The sequence below is a fragment of the Streptomyces sp. NPDC020875 genome (assembly GCF_040641415.1).
Classification (GTDB): Bacteria; Actinomycetota; Actinomycetes; order Streptomycetales; family Streptomycetaceae; genus Streptomyces.
This window is the reverse complement of the sequence record NZ_JBFADP010000085.1, coordinates 1-24992: the sequence shown is the minus strand read 5'-3', so window position 1 is coordinate 24992 and position 24992 is coordinate 1. Positions and strand designations below refer to the sequence as shown.

Below are 24992 nucleotides of genomic sequence, written 5' to 3'. Positions count from 1 at the left end.
ACCGCGCTCACCCTGCTGCGGACACGGTCCGCGAGCGGGCTGCGGGCGTGGTTCGGGGGGTTCGCGGAGGCCCGGGAAGTCCCGGGGCCGCGTCCGGCGAGGAAATACGGCGGGAATCGCCCTGGCGGGTCAGCGCTGCCGGGGCACCTCGCCGAACATGTCCACGGCGTTCCGGACCGCGAGGACACCGGGGGCGAGCGCACTGACCGAACCGATGGCACCGGCGATCAGCAGCAGGGCCCGGCGCATCCGGGCGATGTCGGGATCGCCCCGCGCCGCCATCTCGGCCAGTACGCCCAGTTCCTCCTCGGCGACGTCCCGGTCCGAGAACCGGCCCGGGTGCGCCGCCAGTTCCCGGCGGAGCCGGGAGACCGCGGCGCGTAACCCGGTCACCCTCGGGTCCTCGCCGCTGTCCGTCACCTGCGTCTGCCCCACGCTCCGCAAGAGACCTCAACCCCCCTCGCCGGCAACCGGGCGCCTCGACACTCTCAGTCGATATTCAACCACCCAGAGTTGCGGGTCAGTTAACGCCATCCGGGGTGGTGTGCGCCACTCCGCGTACCGAATTCGGCCCGGATGCAGGCAGGATCCAGGCCGATTTCAGGATGTCGGCTGGACGGACTCCACGGCGTTGAGCCAGGTGGTGACATCGACCGTGACGAACCGACTGGGGTCCGAATCAGGGGATTTCCCCTGGTAGGTGATGATGCCGACATGACCCGTGTCGCTCAGCACACAGAACGCCGCGCCCTTGGAGACGCCGTCGAGGTCGAGCTGCTCGGCATAGCGGGTCTCGCTGCGGCAGGTGGCCAGATCCGGCTTCTGCCCGTTGCGCAGCAGAATCAGCCGCCCGCCGGGCACCTTGAGCTGCCCCAGGTTCCAGTCGTAGTACAGGTCATTGGTCGACTCGTCGTTGACGGGCTTCAGCGGTTCGTCACCGAAGGTGAGGTGATAGCCGCTGACCAGGTTGATCCCCTTGTGCGTGGTCGGTTCGGGATCCTCGACCGGATCGGCGGGTACCGGCTCGCCCGGGTTGTCGGACGCATCGGCCGCCGGATCGGTCGCCGGGTCGTCAGCGGGCGGCTCCACGGCCTGGTCGACGCCGGTGTCGGACTGGTCCGTCGTCGCGGAGTTCCGCTCGCCGCCCTTGTCCCGGCCGTCCAGCGCGTAGTAGGTGCCACCGCCCGCGAGACCGCCCACGACCAGGGTCGCGACCACCGCGACGGCGATGATCCGGCCCCGCTTGCGGCGCTCGGGCGGGTCGGCGGGGGTGGGCGCGGGGTGGGCGTACGGCGCCGGGGCCGGGGGCGTTCCGTACCCGGCACCCGGGACCGTGGGGGACGCCGCGGGCCCGGAGCCGTACGCGGCGGGGGGCGGCCCGAAACCGGGCGGCGGGGTCGAGGGCGCGGACGCCGCGGTCGGCTCGGGCGGGACGAAGGGCTGCGGCGGGGCGGCCGGGGCCTGCGGGGCGACCGCGACGGGAGCCGGTGCGGCGGCGGGCGGGGGCGGGGCCACCGGCGGCGCGGGCGCGGCCTTACGGGTCCCGATCTCCGCCGCCACCGCGCCCGGCAACCACTCCTCCGGCCTGCGCAGAACGGTCTCCGCGTTAGCGCTCTGACAGATCGTGAGCACCTCGGCCACGGACGGACGTTCGGAGGGTTCCTTCGCGAGACAGCGGGTGACGAGTTCGACCAGCCGCTCCGGAACCCCGGTCAGGTCGGGCTCCTCGTGCACGATCCGGTAGAGCACCCCGTGCGAGGTGCCCTCACCGAAGGCGGCCCGGCCGGTGGCCGCGTACGCCGCGATCAGACCCAGGGCGAAGACATCGGTGGCGGACGTCACCTCGGCCCCGGCGGCCTGCTCCGGCGCCATGAAGGACGGGGTGCCGATGGTGACCCCGCTGCTGGTGAGAGAAGTGGCGTCGGCGGCCCGGGCGATCCCGAAATCGATCACCCGGGGCCCGTCGGCGGCCAGCAGCACATTGGCGGGCTTGAGATCCCGGTGCACGATGCCCGCGCCGTGGATCACCTGGAGCGCCTCGGCGATCCCGGCGACCAGCAGCAGCACGGTCTCCGCCGGGAGCTTGCCGTGCTCGTTGACGGCGGCGGCGAGGGAGGGCCCCGGGACGTAGGCCGTCGCCAGCCACGGCTGCGCGGCCTCCGGGTCGGCGTCGATCACCGGCGCCGTGTACAGCCCCTGCACCCGCTGCGCCGCGTGCACCTCCTGGGCGAACCGGCGCCGGAACTCCGCGTCCTGCGCGAAGTCCGGACGGATCACCTTGATGGCGACCGGACGCCCGCCGGGCGTATAGGAGAGATAGACCTTGCCCATGCCCCCGGCTCCGAGCCTGGCGGCGAGCCGGTACCCCGCGACATGGCGTGGATCGCCTTCGCCGAGCGACTGGAAAACCGTTCCTTCGGGTATGCGTCCACTCATCGTTCTGTGTCCCCCACGAACCACCGCGAACTGCGCGCGCGGGTCCCGTGATCGGCCCGCACGCCGGAGGGAAGCACCTTATCCCGGGGTGTCCGCGCCATGATCGGCAGGCATGCGATAGGCAGGGGAGGTGAACGGAACGACACGGAATACGGAGAACTCCCCCGTGGTCGCGGGCCTGTTGCTCGCCGCGGGCGGCGGACGGCGGCTCGGCGGACGGCCCAAGGCCCTGCTCCGGCACCGGGGCGGACCGCTCGTGGAACACGCGGCCGGCGCGTTGCGCGCGGGCGGCTGCGACCCCGTGCACGTGGTACTCGGCGCGGCGGCCCAAGAGGTCCGCGCCCGAGCCGACCTCACGGGCTGCGCGATCGTCGACAACCCCGGCTGGGAGCGGGGCATGGGTTCGTCGCTCGTGGCGGGCCTGGCATCGCTCCCGCCGTACGCGGACGCAGCCCTCGTCCTCCTGGTGGACCAGCCCGGCATCGGCGCGGCGGCGGTCGCCCGGGTCCGCCGCGCGGCCCTCGACGCGGGCCGCGCGGCCCTCGCGGCGGCCTGCTACGACGGGGTACGCGGCCACCCGGTCCTCCTCGGCGCGGCCCACTGGCCGGGCGTGGCGCGCTCCGCGACGGGTGACCGGGGTGCGCGCGCCTATCTCCTCACCCGGCCGACGCTCGCCTTGGTGGAGTGCGGCGACATCGCCACCCCCTCCGACGTGGACACCCCGGACGACCTCCACCACCTGGAGTAACCCGCGCCCCTCCCCTCCGGGGGGGCTCGCCACTAACCGGGTTGCGCCCTGGGGACCCCCAGCGCCTCGGTCCTCCGGGTGAGGCCCACAACCCGGGCCGCGCCCGGCGACCTGATGTAGTTCGCGGCCTGCGGACCGTGGCTGGCTGGTCGCGCAGTTCCCCGCGCCCCTGGTTGCTTCCCCCGAGCCGCCCTCGGGAAGGGGGCGCCCTCCGGGCGGGGATAGTGCCTCCTCCGGAGGTGTTTCGACCACAGGCCATCCGTGGCTCGTCGCGCAGTTCCCCGCGCCCCCGGTTGCCCTCCTCATCGCCCTTCCGAAGGGAGCGCCCTCCGGGCGGGGATAGTGCTCCCTCCGGAGGTGTTTCGGCTGCGGGCCGTCGTGGGCCGTTCGCGCAGTTCCCCGCGCCCCTGGTTGCCCTCCTGAACGCCCTCGTAAAGGGAACCCGCTCCCATTAGGGGCGGAGCCCTTTCCAGGGTCGGGTCGGGGAGGGCATTTAGGGGCGCGGGGAACTGCGCGGCCAGCCAGCCACCGGGGCGCGGGTGGACCGACCACATCAGGTGGCAATCTCCCCTCCCCCGGGACGGGCTCCAGCCCCGGGGGACAAGTCCAGTCGGCGTGGTCGGGGGGTGCAGGGTCGCCCCCGCAACGGACGGCGGGAAAGACCGGGTCTGCCAAAGAAGACCCTCACTTCCGCCGTCCGTGAGGAGGTGAGCCCGGAGGCCACCGACCCTCCCGACGCCGGACAAGACCGCCCGCATACCGCCGGAGTGACGGTCACATCTTCAACAGCCCCTTGGGGGTCCCCCCAAAGGCAGCTTTGGGGGAGCCTGAGGCGCGAACGGCCCCGCCTGGGCACGGGAAACCCCACACCAGGCGCCCGGGGCGCGAAGACCCCGCCTGGCCACAGGCAACCCCGGCACCAGGCGCCCCGGGGCGCAAGGCGCAAGCAACCCGCCTGGCACAGGCACCCCCGACACCAGGTGCCCAAGGACCAGGCACCCCACAGCGGGAGGTGCCCGTCACTCGCACGCCGCGTACAGCGTGCGAACCCCGCCGTGGGCGAAAACGCTGAGGTCGACAGCCTCCTTCGAAAGAATCGAGAGACGACCATGGCTGTGCCACCCTCCCCCGTGCCACCGTCCCGCCACCGCCGGATATCCCGCCGCCCCCGCCCCCGCCCCCACGCCCGCGCCCTCGGCCTCACCCTGGCCGTGACGGCTCTCGTCGCGGCGCCCGCCTCCGTCGCCGCCGCCTCGTCCGGCGCCCCGCCCGGCGCCGGGCCCGTCGCCGCCGCCGAAGAGAAGACCGCCGCGAAGCCGACGGTCGTCCTGGTGCACGGGGCCTTCGCGGACGCGTCCGGCTGGAACGCGGTCGCGGAGGAGTTGACGGATCACGGCTACAAAGTGATCGCTCCGGCGAATCCGCTGCGGGGGCTGGTCTCGGACTCCGCGTACATCGCGAGTGTGCTGAAGAGCGTCGAGGGGCCGATCGTCCTGGCGGGGCATTCGTACGGAGGCGCGGTGATCAGCGGCGCGGCGGTCGGGAATGCGAATGTCCGGGCGCTGGTGTACGTGTCGGCGTTCATGCCGGACAAGGGCGAGACCCTGGGCGCGCTGTCGGCGAAGTTCCCGGGGAGCGAGTTGCAGCCCGCCCTCAATCCGGTCCCGTACTCGGACGGCACCACCAAGGGGTCGGATCTGTACATCAAGACGAACAAGTTCCACAGTGTCTTCGCCGCGGATCTGCCGGTGTCCCAGACCCGGTTGATGGCGATCGGTCAGCGTCCCATCGCGGCGGCCTGTTTCGAGGAGGCGGCGCCGGGCGCGGCCTGGCGTTCGATTCCGTCGTGGTTCGTGGTCTCCCGGCACGACAAGGCGATCGCACCCGATCTGGAGCGTTGGGAGGCGGCGAGGGCCAAGTCGAAGACGGTCGAGATCGACTCGTCGCATGTGTCGATGATGTCCCATCCGGGTGTGGTGACGCGGCAGATCAGGGACGCGGCCGGGGCCACAGCGACCGGTACCGCCACGGGCTCGGTACGGAGCGCGGCCCTGGCGGACACGGGGTCTCGGACGATGGCGCTGATCGGTGTCGGCGGTGTGGCGGGCGCGGCGATACTCGCGGGCACGGCGCTGCTGGTGACGGCGCGCCGTCAGGGCGCGGCACGCGGCGACTGAGCCTCGGTCCGCCGGGAGCGGGCACGCGCCCGGCGCCGGGCGCGAAGCCGCCGCCGGGCAGGGCGCGCAACCACCGAAGGGCGCAAACCCGCCGACCGGACGCGGGACCGCCGACGGGACGGCCGGCCGCGGAGTCCCGCGGCCGGCCGTCCCGCGGTTCAGCGGACGACCACCGTCCGCTGGGCCGAGAAGTCTCCCCATTTGCCGTCGGGGAGCTTGGCGCGGACCTTCACGCTGTAGCGGGTGCCGGGCGGGTCGGTGACCACCATGGTGTATTTCGCCCGGCCGTCCGGGGGGTCGGCGCCCCAGACGATGGTGGTGCCGAGTTTCCCGTTGAGGTACAGCTCATGGGATTTGACGTCCCCGCCGAGGTCGGGCGGCAGCCAGCTGAGGTCGATCCGGCCCTTGGCGACGTCGGCGGTGAGGTCGGTGGGTGCCGTGCTGGGTCCCTTGCCCGGTGCGGGCCGGGTCGTCAGGTCGACGGCGTTGCTGTCGGGCGAGGAGTTCTCGGCGGCGTCCCGGGCCCGGACGGTGAAGGAGTAGACGATGCCGGGGCGCAGTCCGGGGACTTTAGTGCTGGTCTCGGTTCCGGCGGCGCTGTGGATCCGGGTGTCCTCCTGGTAGATGTCGTACGCCGTCACCTTGTAGTCGTCGGTGGAGGGGCCCCAGCTGAGGGTGACGGACCGCTGGCCGTCGACGGTGCCGCGCACCTTGGTGGGGTGGTGGGGGGTTTCTTGTCGTCAGGGGTGGGGGCGGGGGTGGTGACGGCGGCGGGCGGTCCGGCCGGGGAGACGTTGCCCGCGGCGTCCCGGGCGCGGACGGTGAAGGTGTACGCGGTCGCCGGGGTGAGCCCTTCGACGTCGGCCATGGTCCGGTCGCCCGGCACGGTCTTGACCTTGCGGTCCTTCTGGTAGAGCTCGTATCCGGTGACGGCCTTGTCGTCCTTGGCGGCGTGCCACATGAGGTGGACGGAGGTGGCGCTGCCCGCCTCGGCGTGGACGCCGGTGGGGGTGGTGGGCGGCTTGGTGTCCTTCTTCTCCCCGCCGTCGGAGCAGCCGGTGAGCAGCAGCAGTACGGCGGCGCCGAACAGCGCGGCGGATGTGGGGGGATGGCGCACGATCGGCCTCCGCTGGCGAGAGCGTGGTAATGGTCCAGACCAACGGGTCCAATATCGCGCCGGTACGCCCCCGGATCAACCCCTCGCGCCCCGGCTCCCTTTCGGAACCTCCGGCGGTGACGCCCGGCGCCGCGCCGGGGAGGGCCCGGCCGAGCGGTCAATCCGACTAAGAGCCCGCCCGGGTGAACCCTTCCCACCGACCGGCCGGGCAGTCCGCTGTACGTGCCACAGTTATTTTCCCGGGCCCGTCTCGTACGGCGTGGCCCCCGTCCCCCGCGCACTCGTCCCCGGGGACAGGTGCGTTCACGGCCCGATTGCGTCAGAAAGGCGGCAGAACAACGGTGTCGACGCGAAATCACCCGACCCCGACCCCGGTATCGGTTTCGGCCGGGTCGGACGTCCTCGAAGTGCTGCGGAGCCGGAGCGCGGTCCGTCAGTACACCGACCGGCCCGTCGGCGACGACGAGCTGGACCGGCTGCTCGATGCCCTGCTGGCGGCGCCCAGCGGCGGCAACAAACAGGCCTGGGCCTTCGTGGCCGTCCGCGATCCTCGGACGTTGCGGCTGCTGAGGGCCTTCTCACCGGGGGTGATCGAGCCCCCTCCGCTGCTCGTGGTGGCGTGCTTCGACCGCTCGCGGGCGGTCAAGGACGACGGCGGTTTCTGGGACGAGGGGCTGCTCTGTGTGGCGATGGCCGTCCAGAATCTGCTGCTCGCCGCCCATGCCATCGGGCTCGGCGGCTGCCCCGCCGCGAGCTTCCGCAAATCGGCCGTCCGGCTGCTGCTGGGACTGCCCGAACACATCGAACCGTTGCTGTTGGTTCCGGTGGGGCAGCCGAGGCGCCCCCTGGTCTCACCGCGGCGCCGGGACCGCGAAGAGGTGATCAGCCATGACTACTGGGGGCAGGACGCGTATGTCGCCCGATGAGCCGGACGGCGACGGCACGCCGAAGACCACCAGTACCGAAGGCCCCCAGAACGCCGAAGCCCCCCCGAACGCCGGGGTCGCCGGGGCCACGGGGCCGCAGCACGGCGGAGGCGGAGCGGGCCGAAGGACCCCGGACCCGGACCTGTCGGTCGACGAGGAGTTGCTGCTGCTCGCCGCCTATCTGCTGAGCAGCGGCCGGGGTCTGCTGGACGAGCCGCAGGTGTACGGCACCTTCCGGTGTGTCGACGCGACCCGTCGGGTGCTGGTCCTGCTGCGCCGCCGGGGTGTCGGCCACGAGGAGCTGGACCGGCTCCACCGGGAGTTGGAGGACTTCATGTGCGGTCCGATGACCCCGCGCGATCTGCCCGTCTTCCTCGACGATCTGTGCGGACGGCTCACCGTACTGCTGCGGGACTCCGATCTGATCGCGCCGGCCCCGGCGCGGACTCCCGCCCCGGCCGTCTGACGGGCGTCCGCGACCGACACCACGACGGGGCGAGCCCCGGAAGGAAGCGTGATATGACGACGGGATTCGACGTTCTGCCCGTCACCCGGACGTGTCAGAGACTCCTGCGGCGCGGCGACCACGCGCTGATCGGCGTCAGCACCGGGAACAGCTACTTCAGCCAGGACCGGCTGGGGGCGCTGCTGGCCTGGGCGGAGCGGCATTTCGCCCGGGTCGACCTGCTCTACATCGATACCCATATCGAACCGATGCTGCTGGCCACCGGGATGACCCCGGAGCAGGCCGCCAGCCGGACGAAGGGCATGCTCAAGGACGTCCGGCGGAGGATCCGCCGGGCCCTGGAGATGACCGAGTCGGCCGAGGAGGGCCGGATCCGGGCCCGGCCGCTCTCGGCCTATCTGCGGCAGCCCGAGTATCTGGCGGTGCTGCGCCGGATCGATACGGATCTCGGCGACCGGGGCGTGCTCACCCCCTCCGCCGAGGAGCAGGTACGCGAGCTGGTGGTGAGTCATGTGCCCGGTGTCCCGGACCCGGCGGCGCGGGCCGCGCTGCTCCGGGCGGGTATCGAGTACCTCCGGGCCGAGCTGCCGTTCCTGCTGGACACCCCGGCCATCCTGGGGGTCCCCAGCTCCGTTACCTGCTATCACAAACTGATGCCGGTGGTACGGGAGATGTTCGAGGGTCTCGGCTGTCTCAGCCGCAATCCCCGCCAGGGGTTCCTCGTCGTCCGCCCTCCGCTCCCGGTGTCCGGGGGCCGTTCCGGAACCCTGCTGACCGACCCATCCGACCCTTCCGACCCATCCGTACCTGCCGGCCAGAGGAGAGACGAGTTGACACTCATCGAACAGTACGACGAGATCTCGGCGGACTACACCGATGTGGAACGGGTGTTCAGCACCTATCGCACCCTGATCGAGATCCCGTCCCTGCTGCGGGCCCTCGGCCCGGTCGAGGGGGCCGCCGTCCTGGACGTCGGCTGCGGATCGGGGGCGTATACCCGGCTATTGCGGCGGCGGGGCGCGGCGGATGTCCTGGGCGTGGACGTCTCCCCCGGCATGGTCGAGGTGGCGCGGCGGTTCGAGGAGCGCGATCCGCTGGGCGTCCGGTACGCGGTGCACGACGCGGTGGGCATGCCCGAACTCGGCCGGTTCGACGCGGCGGTCGCCGTCGCCGTACTGCATTACGCGGAGAACCGGACGGCCCTGCGGAGCATGCTGGAGAGCGTCCGGGCGAACCTGGTGCCCGGCGGGCGGTTCGTCGCCTATGTCGGCAACCCGGGGCTCCCGGCGGGCACCGTACAGATGAACGGGCTGGTGGTAAACCGTCCGGAGAACGCGCGGGACGGCGACCCCTCGCCGCTGACCATCCCCACGATCCCGCCGACCGTGCTCCCGGCCCGGTACTGGCGCCGCGAGACCATCGAGGAGGTCCTGCTGGAGGCGGGGTTCCACGATCCGGTGTGGGAGCCGCTCGACGGTCTGCCGCAGGGCTCGGGCGAGCCGGTGAACCTGCTGCTGAGTGCGCGGGCCAAACCGGTCGGTCGGTCAGCAGCGGCTGAGGAGTCCCACCCCGCGGAGGCGGCTCTGTCGGGGGCCTGACGCGGGTCCGGGCCGGGCCCACCCATGCGTGGGACCGGCCCCGGTCCGCCCCGAACCGGCGGAGAAGGAGACGGAAAAGGGCTGCCCGCGCCCCGGGACCCCGGCCTACCATGCGCCGAGATCCACAACTCCGGCGAAGGGCGGCCGTCATGACGAACACTCCCGCGCAGTCGCAGTCCCCGTCGTATGCCTCCACTCCCCTCGCCCCGCCCGGGCCGGTGGTGGACGACCGGACCCGGCGGCGGGTCCGGGCCTGGCTCGGTGAACGGGCCGACGAGATGGCCGAGTTGCTGATCCGGTTGGTCGCGGTGGAGTCGGAGAATCCACCGGGCCGGGCACTCGGCCGCTGTGCCGGGGTCCTGCGGGACGCCCTGGCGGAGCTGGGGATCGAGGCCCGGCTGCTGCCGGTCACGGGCGCGCCCGCCGGTGTCGAGGATCCGGCGGTCGTCCGGGCGACCGTGGGCGACGGCGACCGGCTGCTCTACTTCCACGGCCATTTCGACGTCGTCCCGGCCCAGGACCGGGGGCAGTTCGCCGCCGTACGGGCGGGCGGCCGGATCACCGGACGCGGTACGGCCGATATGAAGGGCGGCCTCGTCGGCATGGTCTACGGTGCCCTGGCCGCCCGGGAGCTGGGGCTGATCGACGACGGCCGGATCGTGCTGCACCTGGTGTGCGACGAGGAGACCGGGAGCGTCGCGGGAGCCGGTGAGCTGGTCGCCCGGGGGCTGATCGACCCGGGCGCGCTGGCCGTGCTGACCGCCGAGCCCAGCGGCGGCGCGATCTGGCACGCGGCGCGCGGCGCGCTCACCCTGCGGGTCGAAGTCCGGGGCACCGAGGCGCACGTCGGACAGGCCGAGCGGGGGGTGAACGCGTTTCTGCGGATGCTCGATCTGGTCCGGCCGGTCGAGCGGTACGCGGCCGAACTGGCCGGGCGCCCGACCGGGTTCGCCACGGGACCCGGCGATCCGCCGGGCAGTCAGCTGGTGATCGGCGGTCTCGCGGGGAGCGGCGCGAACTTCAATGTCGTACCGGGGACCGCGTACTTCACGATCGACGGCCGGTTCAACCCGGAGGAGGATCCGGTCGTGGAGGAGCGGCGGCTGCGGGCGCTGATCGAGGAGGCGGCCCGGGAGACCGGGACCGAGGTCACGGTGGTCCGTACCCAGCTCCAGCCGTCCGCCGCGACGGACCCGGACCATCCGGCGGCCGGGGTCCTGGCCCGTACGGTGGCCGCCGTCGAGGGCGTACCGGCCCGCTTCGAGCTCTGTCCGGGGATCCTGGAGACCCGCTGGTACGCCCGGCATTCCGTACCGGCCTTCGGGTACGGCCCGGGTCGGCTGGACGTGTCGCACGGGCCCCGGGAGTACGTGGAGGAGGCGGCGCTCCACCGGACGGCCGAGGTGTACGCCCTCTACGCGGGTGAGCTGCTGGGCTGACCGGGAGAAGCGGGGCGTGTCCCCCGGCCGTTCGGGTCCGGCCGGGGGCGTAGGCTCAGCCCCCGGCGGGTACGGCGCCGGGCTCCGGCGCGTCGGCGGGCTCCCGGGCGGCGGGCTCGTGGTGGCGGCCGATCGGCACCACCAGGGGCGTCCCGCTCACCGGGTCGGGGACGATCCGGCAGCGCAGCCCGAAGACGTCGGTGACCAGCCCGGGTGTGATCACCTCGGCGGGGCGGCCCTCGGCGACGAGCCGGCCGTCCTTGAGGGCGATGACGTGGTCGGCGTACCGGCATGCCTGGTTGAGGTCGTGCAACACCATCACCACGGTCCGCCGCTCGGTCCGGTTGAGATCGGTGACCAGGTCGAGGACGTCGATCTGGTGGGCCAGGTCGAGATAGGTCGTCGGCTCGTCCAGCAGCAGATACGGGGTCTCCTGGGCGACGGCCATGGCGATCCAGGCGCGCTGCCGCTGGCCGCCTGAGAGTTCGTCCACGGGCCGGTCGGCCAGCTCCGTCATCCGGGTGGCGCGCAGCGCGTCGTGGACGGCGCGTTCGTCCGCCGGGGACCACTGGCGCCACCACGTCTGGTGCGGGGACCGGCCGCGGGCGACCAGGTCGACCACGGTCAGTCCCTCGGGCGCCACGGGTGTCTGCGGGAGGATGCCGAGGCGGCGGGCGAGTTCCCGGGTGGGGGTGGAGTGCACGGAGCGGCCGTCGAGCGTGACGGCTCCGGCGGTCGGCGCGAGCAGCCGGGCCAGCGCCCGCAGCAGGGTGGACTTGCCGCAGGCGTTGGCGCCGACGACGGCGGTGATCCGGCCGGTGGGGAAGGTGACGTCGAGGCCGTCGACGACGGTCCGGTCGTCGTAGCCCAGTCGCAGATCCCGGGCGCGCAGCCCCTGGTCCGCGGTGGCCGGGACCGGCTTCACGGGGTGGTCGGACATCTGTTCAGCCTCCTGAACCGGCGCGGTTGGCGCGGACGAGCAGCCACAGCAGTACCGGGGCTCCGAGCACTCCGGTGACGATCCCCACCGGCAGTTCGGTGTCGTGGATCAGCTGGCGGGCGATGAGATCGGAGACCAGGACCATGAGGGCCCCGGTGAGTCCGGCCGCGAGCGGCGGCGGCCAGGGGGTACGGGCCAGCCGCTGGGCGATCTGCGGCGCGGCGAGGGCGACGAAGGCCACGGGCCCGGCGACGGCCGCGCCGCCCGCGGCCAGGCCGACCCCGGCGAGCAGGGCGGCGGCCCGGACCCATTGGACCCGGACGCCGAGCCCCCGGGCCACGTCGTCGCCGAGCTGGAGGTCGCGCAGTTGGCGGCCGAGCAGCAGGGCGGGCGGTACGAGCAGGACCACGCCCCAGATCAGCGGGGTGATCTGGGGCCAGTCGCGGCCGTTGAGATTGCCGACGAGCCAGCCGAGGGCGGCCTGGGCCTCGTACCGCGCGCCGCGGGCCAGCAGCCAGTCGGTGACGCTGGTGCAGATCCAGCCGACGCCGATCCCGACGAGGATGATCCGGTAGCCGGTGGTGCCGCGGCGTCGGGCCAGCAGATAGACGAGCAGGGCCGCGCCGAGGCCGCCCCCGAGGGCCAGGAGCTGGGTACTGACGCCGTCGGCGCCGCCGAGGACGATGCCCGCGACGACCGCGGTGCCCGCGCCCTGGGTGATGCCGATCATGTCGGGGCTGGCGAGCGGATTGCGGGTGAGGGTCTGGAAGAGGGCTCCGGCGACTCCGAAGGCGAGGCCGACGAGGACGCCCGCGAGGGCCCTGGGCAGCCGCAGCTCCCGGACGACGAGTTCATCGGCGGGGTCGCCGGTGCCGAGGAGGGCACGGACGACGTCACCGACGGAGAGCGGGATGTCCCCGACGGTCATGGACCAGCAGAAGACGGCGGTGACGGCGACCGCGAGCCCGGCGGCGACGACCACCGAACGGGGCCTGAGGACGCCGGAGACGGGCGGGGAGGCCAGCCGGAACGGCAGCCGGTCCCGGCGGATTCCGGCCCCGGGGGTACGGGCCTTCGCCGGACGGCGGCCGGGCTCCGTCGTTTCGGACGCCGGTCGGGGCGCGGGCCGGGGCGCCGTGTTCTCGGGCATCGGTCGGGGCGCGGGTTCGGCGGCGGGTCCGGCCGGGGGCGGGGAAGCGGGTTCGGGCATGGGTCTACAGCTCCGCGAGTCGTCGGCGGCGGACCATCACGATGAACAGCGGCCCGCCGGCGAAGGCGACGAGGATGCCCGCCTGGATCTCGGCGGGCCGGGCCAGCAGCCGTCCGGCGATGTCCGCGGCGAGCAGCAGGCAGGGGGCGAGCAGCGCCGAGAGCGGCAGCAGCAGCCGCTGGTCGGGGCCGATCCCGGTGTACTGGAGGAGGACCCGGGCGATTTGCGGCACCACGAGACCGATGAAGATCACCGGCCCGATGACGGCGACCGCGCCGCCCACCAGCAGGGTGACGGCGACCACTCCGAGGGCCCGGGTCCGGCCGGTCCGCAGCCCGAGGGAGCGGGCCACGTCCTCCCCCAGGGCGAGACTGTTCAGCGACGGGGCCAGGGCGAAGGCGATCAGCGCGCCGACGGCGAGGAACGGCAGGATCCGCAGGAGTTCGTCGCCGGACTGCCCGGCGAGCGACCCGGCCGACCAGAAGCGGTACCGGTTCAGGGAGTCGGCGTCGGTGAGGACGATGGCGCTGGTGAGTGAGAAGAGCAGGGAGGTGACGGCGACCCCGGAGAGCGCCAGCTTCACCGGGGTCGAGCCGGAGCGGCCGAGCCCGCCCATCACGTACACCAGCACACTGGCGGCCAGCGCTCCCGCGAAGGCGAACCAGGCATAGGTATGAGCGGTGCCCAGTCCGAAGACGGCGACGGAGACCACGACGGCGAAAGCGGCCCCGGCGCTGACCCCGAGCAGGCCGGGGTCGGCCAGCGGATTGCGGGTCAGGGCCTGCATCAGGGCGCCCGCGAGCCCGAGGGCGGCCCCGGCGGCGATACCGAGTCCGGTCCGGGGCACCCGGACGGACCAGATCGCGTTGTCGACCCGGCCGCTGGGGGCGTCGCCCAGGAGGGTCCGCCACACTTCGACGGCTGGCACGTCCAGGGCGCCGTAGAGCATCGAGGCGACGATCAGGGCGAGCAGCAGCGCCACGGAACCGCAGATCAGCAGGGTGCCCCGGAGGCGGCGCGCGGTGGCGGGCCGAGGTGGGGGCCCGGCCGGCGTGGTCTGCTCCGGGCTCACCGGAGTAGCCGGTCGCACCGGTTGTCTCCTTCTTCGGGTTCTTCGTGTGCGGTCAGGACGCGGGCTGGGCGACCGGGGTACCCGGCTCGCCGTCGACCGCCGCCGTCAGCTGCGGCGCCAGCCGCTCGACCACGTACGGCAGGCTGAGGACGGTGCCGAAGGACATCGCGTTGCCGTAGTCGCTGGTCTCGTGGACGTAGACCTCGCGGCCCTCCGATACGACCTTCAGATCGCCGTAGGAGGGGTCCTTGCGGAGCTTCGCGGAGCCCTCGGCGACATCGCTGACCATCCAGACGATGGCGTCGTGGTCGAGGAGGTCGGTGCGCTCCTTGCTGATGCTGGCGCCGAACTGGTTGCCGATCACCTTGTCCAGACCGGTCGGAAGCCGGAAGCCGAGCTGGGTGAGGAGGCGGGAGCGGGGGTCCTGGCTGCCCCAGATGAAGAGTCCCTCGTACGGGGTGCCGATGACGGCGGTCTTGTTCCGGAACTCGGGCCGGACGGCCGCCGCGATCTTCTTCTCGGTCTCGGCGACGGCCTTCGCCGCCTCGGCGGGACGGCCCACGGCGGTACCGACCAGCTCGGCCTGCTTCTGCCACGGCACGCCCCAGTCGTTGTACTCCTTCGGCTGGGCGACGACGGGCGCGAACTTGGAGAGCGCCGTGTACTGCTCCTTGGTGAGACCGCCGTAGACGGAGAGGATCAGGTCGGGCTTGAAGGCGGCGACCTTCTCGATCTGCGGTCCGGTGCCGGAGACCTTGAGGACGGCCGGGGTCTTCGCGCCGCCCAGTTCGTCCTTCGCCCAGGGGCCGACGGCGCCCTCGTAGCCGCCGGTCCACTCGGTGGTGGCGACGGGCACTTTGCCGACGGCGAGCAGGGCGTCCTGGTCGGTCAGGCCGAGCGTGACGATCCGCTTCGGCTCGGACTCGACGGTGGTGGAGCCGAACTTGTGGCCGATGGTGACGGGGAAGGCGCCGGAGCCCGAGGCGGAGCCGCCCGCCTTTCCGGACTTCTCGGAGGTGTCCGAGGTGTCGGACGAGCCGCAGGCGGTCGCGGCGGTCAGCAGCAGGAGGACGGAGCCGACCGCGGCGGTGACGCGGGCGGTCCTCGGGGAGCGGGCCATGGGGATTCCTTACTGTCCGAATGGATCGGATTGGTGCGGTACCGCGGGTGGTGCGGATGGTGCGGGTCCTACGGGTTCAGGGGGTGTCGCTGTCGCTACGGCTCCGGTACGGGACGGGGCGCGGGAGCGACGGGCGCGCCGGGGTCGACGGGCGCGTAGGGGTCGACGGGGTCCGGGTCGGTGGCGCGGCCCCGGGACCAGGCGTCCCAGAGGGCGGCGTAAGGGCCTCCGGCGGCGCGCAGCGCGTCGTGGGTGCCGGATTCCACGATCCGTCCGGCGTCCATGACGACGATCCGGTCGGCGGACGCGGCCTGGGTGAGCCGGTGGGCGACGATCAGCGCCGTACGTCCCCCGACGGCACGGGCCACGGCCTTCTCCAGGGTCCTGGCGCCGCTGCTGCCCGCTTCGGCGGTGGCCTCGTCGAGGACGACGACGGGCGGGTCGGCGAGGATCAGCCGGGCCAGCGCCAGGGCCTGGATCCGGGCGCCGTCGATCCGGTGGCCGCCGTCGCCGACGACGGTCGCCGGGCCGTCGGGCAGGGCGTCGGCCCAGTCGGCGGCGTCCACCAGGGCGAGGGCGTCCCGGAGTTCGGCGTCGGTGGCGGCGGGCCGGGCGAGCCGCAGATCGTCGGTGAGCGGTCCGGCGAAGACATGGGTTTCCTGCGAGACCAGGGCGACGGTCCGCCGGAGCGCGGCGGGCGGCAGCTCCGCGAGCGGGGTGCCGCCGATGGTGACCGTGCCCGCGGACGGCCGGTGGATTCCGGCGATCAGCCGGGCCAGGGTCGTCTTCCCGGCGCCGCTGGCACCGACGAGGGCGACCCGCTCACCGGGCCGGATCGTCAGATCGACGCCGTGCAGAACGGGGTGGCCGTCGTCGTACGCGTACCGCAGTCCGACGGCGGACACACCGACCGGGGCGGCGGGCGCGGTGTCGGGGGCCTGGGGTTCGGTCCGGGGTGCGGGCACGGTGCGGGCCGTCTCCCGGGCGACGCCTTCGGATCCGGTGAGGGGGACGGCGGGGCGGGCGCCGCCGTTTGTCATATCGCGGTCCGCGGTACCGCCGATTGTCGTACCGCGATCCGTCGTGCGGTCGTTTGCCGTATCGCGGTCCGCGGTATCGGCGTTTGTCGTACCGCCGTCCGGCGGCAGATCGGCGACGCCGACGATCCGGGCCAGGCCCGACGCCGCCGACTGGGCGTCGTCGAGCAGGATCAGCACCGCGTTCATCGGGGTGAAGAGGCTGTGGAAGTAGAGCGCGGCGGCGGTCGCCGTGCCGACGGACGCGGAGCCGTCCCGTACCAGCAGATAGCCGGTGGCGAGGACGGCGGCGAGCCCGGCGAACTCGGCGATGTGCAGCCTGCCGTAGAAGGAGAGGACCAGGTTCACCCCGCGCAGGGTCAGGGCGACCAGCGCCCCGGAGCGCTCGGTGACCCGCTCGGTGTGCTCCCGTTCCAGCCGGAAGGCCCGTACGGTCTCGGCGCCGCGCACGGTGTCGAGGAGTTGCTGCTGCTGGGTACCGGCCGCGATCCGCTGGCGGGCGTAGAGGGGTACCGCGCGGCGGACGTACCAGCGCGCGGTGACCGCCTGGATCGGCAGCGCGACGAGGGCGGCGAGCAGAAAGCGCCAGTCGAGGACGGCGAGGGCGCCCAGGGTGAGCACGATCGCCAGGACGGAGCGGGTGAACTCGGGCAGGGCCCGGCGTACGGCCTCGGCGACGACGGCGACGTCACCGGTGACCCGGGCGGTCAGATCGCCGGATCCGGCCCGTTCGATCCGCTCCAGCGGCAGTCCCAGGGCCCGTTCGATGAAACGTTCCCGCAGTCGGGCGAGCACGGTCTCCCCGAGCCGGGCGACCAGGGCGAGACCGGCGGCGGTGGCCACGCCCTGGAGTACGGCGACGGCGGCCAGCGCCAGGACGACGGCGGTCAGGGTGTCGAGGGGACGGTCACCGGCGGCGATGTCCACGATCCGGCCGATCAGCGGCTGGGTGAGCAGTCCGACGGCGGTCGCCGCGAAGAGGGCGGCGAACGCGGCGGCGGCCAGTCCGCGATGGGGCCGTACCAGCTCCCGTACGGCGGCCCGGGTCCGCGCGGCCCCGGCGACGGGCAGCAGTTCCCGCCCCGGCTCGGACGCACCGGATCCGGGGCCCGGACCGGACCCGGATCCGGGCGCGGATTCGGCCGGGGACACGGATTCGGATTCGGGCACGGGCACGGATTCTGCCGGGGACACGGGCGTGGCCGCTCCTGACGTCATGAGAGCACCGCCGCGCGGTAGGCGGGACTGTCGCGGACCAGTTCGGGATGCTTCGCCCGGGCCGTCACCCGGCCGCCCTCGACGAGGACGACCGTGTCGGCCGCCGAGAGCAGGGCGGGGCTGCCGGTGACGACCACGGTGGTCCGGCCGTGCCGGAGCGCGCGGACGCCGTCGGCGATCCGGGCCTCGGTGACGGAGTCGACGGCGGTCACCGGGTCGTGCAGGACGAGGACCGGCGGATCGGCCGCGAGTGCCCGGGCGAGGGCGACGCGCTGCCGCTGGCCGCCGGAGAGGGAACGGCCGCCCTCCGCGATCTCGGTCCCGGTGCCCCGGGGCAGCGCGTCGGCCACCTCGTCGGCGGCGGACGCGGCCAGCGCGCGGTCCATCGCGTCCGGCGGGCCGTCGGGGCGGACGGCGGCGGTCACGTTCTCGGCGAGGGTGCCCGCGAACAGATCGGCCTCGTGCGGGGCGACGAGCACGGCGGCGCGCAGGGCGTCGGCGGCGAGGCCGGGGAAGGCGGTGCCGTCGAGTTCGGCGGTACCGGCGTCGGGGTCGTGGCGGCGGGCCAGCACGGCGAGCAGGGCCTCGGCGTCCGCCGGGTCGGTGGTGACGATCCCGGTGAAGGACCCGGGGCGCAGTTCGAGATCGAGTCCGCCGAGGGGGCCGTACGAGATTCCGCGCAGCCGGATTCCGCCCCGGACGGGGGTGGTGGCGGGGGCCGTAGCGGCGGTCACGGCCGGGGGCGCGTCGAGTACGGACGCGATCCGGTCGGCGGACGCCCGGCCCTGCGCCAGTTCGGCGTTGACGTAGGAGAAGAGGGAGAGCGGGGCGATGAGGACGAGGGCGAGCCCGGCCGCCGCGACCAGTTCGCCGAGGGTGATGTCGCCCCGGGCGGCGAGCCGTCCGCCGACGAGGGCGACCAGGGCGATGAAGACCCCGGTCAGGGCGAGGACCATGCCGTTCTGCGCGGCCTGGGCGCGGGCGGCGGCCAGGGTCGCGGTGAGCGAGGCGCGGCTGGTCCGCCGGTAGCGGGCGACGGCGGCGGGTTCGGCGCCGATGCCCTTCAGTACCCGCAGGCCCGCGACGAGATCGGCGGCCACACCGGAGGCATGCGCGGCCCGCTCCTGCTCGGCGGCGCTCCGCCGCTCCAGCGGTTTGCTGAGCAGATGGCCCGCCCACAGCAGCAGCGGGGTGCCGACGAGGACGACGAGGCCGAGGAGTACCGAGATCCGCAGCAGCAGGATCGCGCTCACCAGCAGGCCGGTCAGCGCCCAGCCGCCGAGGACCAGTGCCATCAGGGCCGCGCCGACGCGCTTGGCGTCCTCGGTGGCGATATTCGTCAGCTCACCGGGGAGGCGGCCGGTGTCCGCGCCGCCGCCGGGCGCGAGGATCCGGGCGGTCAGTTCGGTACGGAGCCGGTGCGCGGCGTTCTCGGCGGCGCGCTCGCCCGCGCGGGCGCCGAACCGGAACCCGAACGACAGCAGCAGATAGACGACCGCGAGCACTCCGAGGCCGATCAGCAGACCGGAGCCGTCGCCCTCGGCGATACCCCGGTCGATCACGACCCCGATCAGTACCGGGACCAGGGCCTCACCGGTCTGGTGGGCGGCGCCGACGCTCCAGGCGATCGCGAGATCGCGCCGCTGGCGGAGGGCGGAGCGGCCCAGGACGGAGTGCCGCGAGAGATGTTTCGCCCCCACCGCGTCCTCCGCCCGAGCCTGGTCCGTCCCGCCGCGCGTCGTCGCACCACGGGGTTACATACTTAGGCAAGGCTAACCTACGCCTCGCGGCCCGCCGACCCCGGGTGGTCTCCCGAAACGTCCCGGGGCGTGGTGGTTCCACCCATTGCCGATGGCATACCGGATCGCGTCGGCGTGGTCCGCGATGATTTCCCGGCCGTGCCCGAGTCTCTGTTCATATGGACTCGACACAGCCCCCTGCCCCGGCCCCCGCGCCCGCTCTCCGCCCCGCCGCCGACGCGGTCGTACGCCTGCTCGGAGGTGTGGACGACGCCCGGCTCGAAGCCCCCACGCCCTGTCCCGACTATGCGGTACGGGAGCTGCTGGGGCATCTGTCGATGCTGGCGACCGCCTTCCGGGACGCCGGGCGCAAGGATCTGGGGCCGACCACGAACACCGCGCCGGACAGCGCCCGGCCCGTCCTGGAGCGGGACTGGCGGGATGTGCTGCCGGTCCGGCTGAGGGAGCTGGCGACGGCCTGGAGCCGTCCCGAGGCGTGGGAGGGCATGACCAGGGCCGGGGGCGTCACGATGCCCGCCGGGATCGCCGGGCGGGTCGCTCTGGACGAGCTGATCGTCCACGGCTGGGATCTGGCGGTGGCCACCGGGCAGCCGTACGACCCGCCGGAGGACGGGCTCCGGGTCGCGTACGACCTGCTGGCGGCGGCCGGGGAGGACGATCCGACCCGGGGCACGATCTTCGGTCCGCCCGTCCCCGTCGCGGCTGACGCGCCGCTGCTCGACCGGGTCGTCGCCCTGAGCGGGCGGCGCCCGGACTGGTCACCCCGGTAGCCCGGGCGTCCGGGTCACCCCGGTATCGGCACTCCGGCCGGGGCCGCGACCGGAGTGCCGGGACGGCCCGGTCCGGCCGTCCCGGACGCCGTCGCCAGCAGGGCCCGTATTCCGGCGCGGAGTTCGTCGTCGGTCCGGACGGCCCGCTCGGCGGCGAGCGGGTCCGGGACGCGGCGGTCGCGTTCCGCGAGGTCGGTCAGCCGGGCCGTGTCGGCGGGGGTCAGCGCCTCGGCGCCCAGCCGCTCCAACGCGGCGAGACAGTCGGCCGGTTCGATACCCCGTTCGAGGCAGTCGATGACGAGGCGGGCCGCGCCGGGCGGTGGCGCCCCGATCGCGCGCAGCGCCAGGATCACGGCCGGAACGACGCACGCCGTGTCGAGGAGGGCCGTCAGCGCCGGGACCAGGGGCCGGGCCGCCGGGCCGAGTTCGGCGGCGGCCCCGGCGCAGCGGTGGGTGACCTGGGGCCTCCGGCGGCCCGCCGCCGCGGTGAGTACGTCCTGGAGGACGGCGACCGCCGCACCGGGGTCGCCGGTGATCCGGGCCAGCGCCGTGCCCGTGGCCGTGTCGGCGAGGAGTTCGGCGTCGGGCGCGTCGGGCGCGGGACCGGCGAGGGCGGCCCGCAGCCGGGGTATCAGCACCAGTCCGCCGGAGCCGAGCCCCGCCGCGGCGACGGCGACGCGCTCCCGGGTCGGCAGGGCGTCGGACCCGCCGGTCAGCGCCTCCTGGAGCAGGTCGGTCAGGGGCTCGGTCTCCCCGGTGAGGGCGTGCAGGGCGTCGGCGGCGGCGTACCGGTCGGCGGGCGCTCCGGCCGACACGGTCCGCCGGAGCAGGTCGGCGGTCTCCCGGCGGGCCTCGGGCGGGCAGACCGCGACGACGGCCGGGGCGAACTCCGCGGGGGCCCGGGTGAACAGCGCCGTCAGTTCGGGCAGGGCGGCGGCGGCGAGTCCGCCCCAGGCGGTGAGCCGGTCCGCGAGCTGCCGCCCGGCGAGCCGGGGGGCGGGGTGCGCCGGGCTCCAGCCGGTGTCGATCGAGGTCAGGGCGATCCGGATGGAGTTGAGCAGTTCGGGTGTGTAGGCCAGGGGCAGGGCGCCGACGGCGGGTGCCCGCTCGACGAGGACGGCGACGGTACGGCCCCGGGCGCCGAGGTCGCTGTCGAGGAGACGGGCGGCCCCGGCCGGGGTGATCCCGGCCAGTACTTCCAGGGCCCGCGGGGCGAGTTCGCCGCCGCCTTCGGCCAGGGCCGCGAGGGCGGGCGCGGCGCCCGCCGCGTGGTCGCCGAGCCGTTCGAGGACCGGGAGGAGCGACGCGGTGTGCGGGAAGGCGGGATCGTCGAGGAGGGAGACCAGGACGGGCGCGAGCCGGGGCGGCGCCCCGCGGGAGACCGCGCAGAGGTGTTCGGCGGCCCAGAGGGCTTCGGCACGGGCGTCGCCGCCGGGGAGCCGGAGCGCCGATTCGACCATTTCGTACGCCGCCGCGCGGTCGGGTTCGGTGTCCCGGGCCAGCAGGACGTCGACCACATGGCGCAGGGGCGCGCCGTAGGCGGCGGCGAACCGGCCGGAGACCAGCGGGGCGGCGGGCAGCAGCGACAGCAGGGCGTCCCGGTGGCTCTCCGTCCAGACCGCTCCGGCCTCGGCGACGGTCACCAGGGCCGTGAGCCGGGCCTGGGGGCAGTCGCCGTCGGCCAGGGTCTCCCGGGCCCGTTCCACCGCACCGGCCGGGTCGGTCCTGGCCAGCGCCGCCAGCAGCTCGGCTCGGGCGACGGGGTCCTTCTCCTGCGCGCGGCGACGGTGCAGGGCGGGCAGGGCGGCGGGGTCGGCGGTCGCCCCGGCGGCCCAGATCGCGGCCCGCCGGATCCGGGCGTCCGGGTCGTCGGTCAGCGGCAGGATCAGCGGGAGCCGGGCGGCCACGGCGGCCCGGCATTCGGCGGCGGGGACGGGCCCGACCGGTCCGCCGTCCTCGATGCCCGCGGCGATCGCGCCGAGCAGGGCGAGGAGTTCGGCGGGGCGCACTCCGGCGGCGGCCAGCCGGGCGAGGAACGGCACGGCCTCGGCGCTCGCCCCGTACACCGTCCCCTGATGGACGATGCTCCCCCACAGTTCGTCGAGGGCCTCGGACGCCTCGTCGGCGTCGCCCGCGAGGGCCCGCAGCAGCCCGGGAACGTCCTCAGCGGCGCCGTAGGCGTGCTCGACTTCGGCCCAGCGCACGGCGTCGATACCGACGAAAACCCGTTCGAGATCCATGCTGCCGAGCATCCCACGAGGGTCTGACATCCCGACCGGACCAGCGGACCGGCGGACCGACGGCACCGGCAGGGCTCAAAGAACCCGCAGCACCGACGGCACCGGCACCGACAGGGCTCAAGGAACCGCAGGGCAGCCGGGTCCGGCCGGGGCCGCCCCTCCCCCGACCGCCCGCGATACGTACCTAATCGGCGTCGGCGAGTCCCGCGAGCCGTCCGGCCTCCGCGCGGGTGGCCCGGGCGATCGCGGCTTCGTCCACCGTCACCAGACGGCCGTCCTCGACAACGGGCCGGCCGCCCACGAGGGAGAGCGTGACGGGAGCCGGGGCGCCCAGGACGAGCGCGGCCACCGGGTCGGCGATGGAGGAATGGGCCAGGGTGTCCAGCCGCCACAGCACCAGATCGGCGAGTTTGCCGGGCTCCAGGGAGCCGGTTTCCGTCTGGCGGCCCAGGACGCGGGCCCCGCCGTAGGTACCGAGCCGCAGTGCTTGACGGGTGGTCAGGGCCGTGGCCCGGCGGCCGCCGAGCCGTCCGACCAGGAGCGCGTTGCGGAGTTCGGTATGGAGTTCCCCGGTCTCGTTGGACGCGGTGCCGTCGACGCCGAGACCGACGGGCACCCCGGCGGCGAGCAGTTCGGGGACCGGCGCGATCCCGGCGGCGAGCCGGGCGTTGGAGGACGGGCAGTGCGCGACGCCGGTTCCGGTTCGGGCGTAGGCGGCGATGTCGGCGCCGTTCAGATGGACGCAGTGGGCCAGCCAGACGTCGTCGCCGAGCCAGCCGGTCTCGGCGAAGTAGTCGGTGGGCCCCATCCCGAACCGCTCATGACAGAACCGTTCCTCCTCGACGGTCTCGGAGCCGTGGGTGTGCAGCCGTACGCCCTTCCGGCGGGCGAGGGCCGCGCCTTCGCGCATCAGCTCGGTGGAGACGGAGAACGGGGAGCAGGGCGCGACGGCGATCCTGGTCATCGCGCCGGGCGCCGGGTCGTGGTGCCGGTCGATCGCCTCCTCGGTGGCGGCCAGCGCGCCGTCCAGGCTCTCCACCGCGAAGTCGGGCGGCAGTCCGCCGTCGGCGGCGCCCCGGTCCATGGAGCCCCGGGCCAGGGTGAGCCGTACGCCGATCTCCCGGGCGGTGCCGACGATCGCGCCGGTGAGGTCCCCGGCGCCGCGCGGATGGACGTAGTGGTGGTCGGCGGCGGTGGTGACCCCGCCGAGGGCCATCGTCGCCAGTGACCCCTCGGCCGCGGCGCGGACCATGGGTTCGTCGATCCGCGCCCAGACGGGGTAGAGCGCGACCAGCCAGTCGAAGAGGTGGTGTTCGGTGGCGAGGCCCCGCGTGAGCCACTGGTAGAAGTGGTGATGGGTGTTGATCAGACCGGGTGTGACGAGTTGGCCGGTGCCGTCGATCCGGCGGACCGGGCCCCCGGGTCGGCCGGGTGCGGGGCCCGGTCCGATCGCCTCGATCCGGTCGCCGCGGACGACGACATGACCGGTGGCGTACTCGGTGTCGTGAGCGTCGACCGTCGCGACGGCGCAGTTCTCGATGACGAGCCGCGGCTCCGCCGCGCCCGCCGCCGTCTCGGTCTCGTATTGCTCCGGGATGTCCGGTCCCTCCGATTCCGCTCGCTCTGACGGCCCGTCGCTCCGGCTCCGCCATGGCCTCGGCCGGAGAGCGGGGGGTCAGAGGTTGGTCAGGTCCACCGGAATGGCCGCGTCGGCGCCGTCCCGCAGCACGGTCGCCTCGATCAGCCCGTAGGGCCGGTCGGCGGCGAGGTAGACCTCGTTGTCATTGGTCAGCCCGAAGGGTTCGAGGTCGACCAGGAAGTGGTGTTTGTTGGGGAGCGAGAACCGGATCTCGTCGATCTCGCTCCGCTCCTCGATCACCCGCGAACCCATGCGGTAGAGCGTCTGTTGCAGGGAGCGGGAGTAGGTTCGCGCGAAGGTGTCCAGGATATGGCGGCGCGCCTTGGCGTACGACGTCTCCCAGTCGGGCGCCGGGCGCTCGTCCGAGGTCCAGCCGTAGCGCCAGCGGGCGGTGACTTCGGTCGCCAGGATCCGGTCGTGCGCCTCCTCCAAGGTGGTGTACCGGTCCGTGGCGTAACCCCGGAACTCGGAGTCCGTGGTGTTGAGGACCGTCAGCCCGGTCAGCCCGGAGATCACCTCCCAGGACGCGCCGTCGTAGCCGATCCGGGCGAGCCGGGTCTCCCGTCCCGCGCGGACGAAGGAGTGGCGTGCGGAATCCGGGCCCGACCGTCCGGAGGGCGTACCGGAACGCGTATCGGGGTACGTTCCGGAGTCGGCGACGCGCTCCCACGCGTACTCCTCGATTCTTATCCGGGCCCGGTGTACGGCCCGCTGGGAGATCACGAAGTGCCGGGCCAGCCGGATGCCGAACTGTTCGGCGGAGTCGATGCCGTACTCCTTGGCGAAGGCGAAGACCGTGTTCTTCATGGTGTCGGTCGGCAGGACGGCGGCGTTGGAGCCGGAGTAGTGGGTCTCCGCCATGTCACCGCCGAGGGCGACGGAGACGCTGAGGTCCTTGATGTGGTGGGTGTCGCCGTCGCGGACGATCCGCACCACACGGTTCTCCGCCTTGCCGTACTGGTTCTGGCCGAGGATCACCGGCATCGCCCCTAGGTGTATTGACCCGCAGGGTTGTTAACGCGGCTGATGGGTGGGTGTCCGTCGAGTGCGGTGTGGCTGCGGTGGTGGTTGTAGGTGTG

The 24992-nt window shown here is 73.9% G+C and carries 18 protein-coding genes and 1 pseudogene; 7 read left to right on the top strand and 12 right to left on the bottom strand.

The features are described from left to right. Positions 1 to 129 precede the first annotated feature (129 nt). Both AB0G74_RS32105 and AB0G74_RS32100 read right to left on the bottom strand, forming a co-directional pair. The gene (locus AB0G74_RS32105) at positions 130 to 444 is read right to left on the bottom strand and encodes a DUF5955 family protein (RefSeq protein ID WP_361153565.1); all 315 of its coding nucleotides are present in this window, start codon (positions 442 to 444) and stop codon (positions 130 to 132) included. A 156-nt stretch (positions 445 to 600) separates the two neighbouring features. Beyond that, positions 601 to 2436: a serine/threonine-protein kinase gene (locus AB0G74_RS32100; protein WP_361153563.1), complete on the bottom strand. Its 1836-nt coding sequence runs from the start codon at positions 2434 to 2436 to the stop codon at positions 601 to 603. 130 nt (positions 2437 to 2566) lie between these two features. Here AB0G74_RS32100 and AB0G74_RS32095 point away from each other — a divergent pair, with 130 nt between their 5' ends. Further along, positions 2567 to 3184, top strand: coding sequence for a nucleotidyltransferase family protein (locus AB0G74_RS32095; RefSeq protein WP_361153560.1), 618 nt, complete (start codon positions 2567 to 2569; stop codon positions 3182 to 3184). A gap of 1109 nt (positions 3185 to 4293) precedes the next feature. After that, on the top strand, positions 4294 to 5361 hold the full coding sequence (locus tag AB0G74_RS32090; RefSeq protein ID WP_361153558.1) for an alpha/beta hydrolase: 1068 nt from the start codon (positions 4294 to 4296) through the stop codon (positions 5359 to 5361). 158 nt (positions 5362 to 5519) lie between these two features. Here the strand turns inward: AB0G74_RS32090 and AB0G74_RS32085 are convergent. After that, a pseudogene (locus AB0G74_RS32085) lies at positions 5520 to 6478 on the bottom strand (fibronectin type III domain-containing protein). Positions 6479 to 6819: 341 nt separating this feature from the next. On the opposite strand from AB0G74_RS32085, the gene AB0G74_RS32080 reads away from it, so the two are divergent. From AB0G74_RS32080 to AB0G74_RS32065, 4 genes are all read left to right on the top strand, one after another. After that, entirely contained in the window at positions 6820 to 7404 is a 585-nt protein-coding gene (locus AB0G74_RS32080) for a nitroreductase family protein (RefSeq protein WP_361153555.1), read from the top strand. Continuing rightward, positions 7391 to 7870: a DUF6092 family protein gene (locus tag AB0G74_RS32075; RefSeq protein WP_361153553.1), complete on the top strand. Its 480-nt coding sequence runs from the start codon at positions 7391 to 7393 to the stop codon at positions 7868 to 7870. Before AB0G74_RS32080 ends, AB0G74_RS32075 begins: the two co-directional genes overlap by 14 nt. Positions 7871 to 7923: 53 nt before the next feature. Further along, on the top strand, positions 7924 to 9468 hold the full coding sequence (locus AB0G74_RS32070) for a tRNA-dependent cyclodipeptide synthase (RefSeq protein WP_361153551.1): 1545 nt from the start codon (positions 7924 to 7926) through the stop codon (positions 9466 to 9468). Between the two features lie 149 nt (positions 9469 to 9617). Continuing rightward, positions 9618 to 10907 (top strand): M20/M25/M40 family metallo-hydrolase, encoded by a 1290-nt coding sequence (locus AB0G74_RS32065; RefSeq protein WP_361153548.1) that lies wholly within the window; start codon positions 9618 to 9620, stop codon positions 10905 to 10907. Between the two features lie 55 nt (positions 10908 to 10962). Here AB0G74_RS32065 and AB0G74_RS32060 read toward each other — a convergent pair whose 3' ends face one another. The 6 genes from AB0G74_RS32060 to AB0G74_RS32035 form a co-directional block, all read right to left on the bottom strand. Continuing rightward, complete coding sequence (locus AB0G74_RS32060; RefSeq protein ID WP_361153544.1) at positions 10963 to 11847, bottom strand: ABC transporter ATP-binding protein; 885 nt, start codon at positions 11845 to 11847, stop codon at positions 10963 to 10965. A gap of 4 nt (positions 11848 to 11851) precedes the next feature. Continuing rightward, positions 11852 to 13057 (bottom strand): iron chelate uptake ABC transporter family permease subunit, encoded by a 1206-nt coding sequence (locus tag AB0G74_RS32055; RefSeq protein WP_361153541.1) that lies wholly within the window; start codon positions 13055 to 13057, stop codon positions 11852 to 11854. A 4-nt stretch (positions 13058 to 13061) separates the two neighbouring features. Further along, positions 13062 to 14051, bottom strand: coding sequence for an iron ABC transporter permease (locus tag AB0G74_RS32050; RefSeq protein WP_361153573.1), 990 nt, complete (start codon positions 14049 to 14051; stop codon positions 13062 to 13064). Between the two features lie 130 nt (positions 14052 to 14181). After that, complete coding sequence (locus AB0G74_RS32045) at positions 14182 to 15249, bottom strand: iron-siderophore ABC transporter substrate-binding protein (protein ID WP_361153538.1); 1068 nt, start codon at positions 15247 to 15249, stop codon at positions 14182 to 14184. Between the two features lie 95 nt (positions 15250 to 15344). Next, positions 15345 to 17360: an ABC transporter ATP-binding protein gene (locus tag AB0G74_RS32040; protein ID WP_361153570.1), complete on the bottom strand. Its 2016-nt coding sequence runs from the start codon at positions 17358 to 17360 to the stop codon at positions 15345 to 15347. Positions 17361 to 17500: 140 nt separating this feature from the next. Continuing rightward, positions 17501 to 19204, bottom strand: a complete 1704-nt coding sequence (locus AB0G74_RS32035; protein ID WP_361153535.1) for an ABC transporter ATP-binding protein — start codon at positions 19202 to 19204, stop codon at positions 17501 to 17503. 218 nt (positions 19205 to 19422) lie between these two features. Here AB0G74_RS32035 and AB0G74_RS32030 point away from each other — a divergent pair, with 218 nt between their 5' ends. After that, positions 19423 to 20034 (top strand): TIGR03086 family metal-binding protein, encoded by a 612-nt coding sequence (locus AB0G74_RS32030; RefSeq protein WP_361153532.1) that lies wholly within the window; start codon positions 19423 to 19425, stop codon positions 20032 to 20034. A gap of 14 nt (positions 20035 to 20048) precedes the next feature. Here the strand turns inward: AB0G74_RS32030 and AB0G74_RS32025 are convergent, their stop codons facing one another. From AB0G74_RS32025 to pucL, 3 genes are all read right to left on the bottom strand, one after another. After that, complete coding sequence (locus tag AB0G74_RS32025) at positions 20049 to 22286, bottom strand: HEAT repeat domain-containing protein (RefSeq protein ID WP_361153530.1); 2238 nt, start codon at positions 22284 to 22286, stop codon at positions 20049 to 20051. A 172-nt stretch (positions 22287 to 22458) separates the two neighbouring features. Then, positions 22459 to 23871, bottom strand: a complete 1413-nt coding sequence (locus AB0G74_RS32020) for an 8-oxoguanine deaminase (RefSeq protein WP_361153568.1) — start codon at positions 23869 to 23871, stop codon at positions 22459 to 22461. A gap of 78 nt (positions 23872 to 23949) precedes the next feature. Then, positions 23950 to 24897, bottom strand: a complete 948-nt coding sequence (gene pucL, locus AB0G74_RS32015; RefSeq protein WP_361153528.1) for a factor-independent urate hydroxylase — start codon at positions 24895 to 24897, stop codon at positions 23950 to 23952. Between the last annotated feature and the right edge of the window lie 95 nt (positions 24898 to 24992).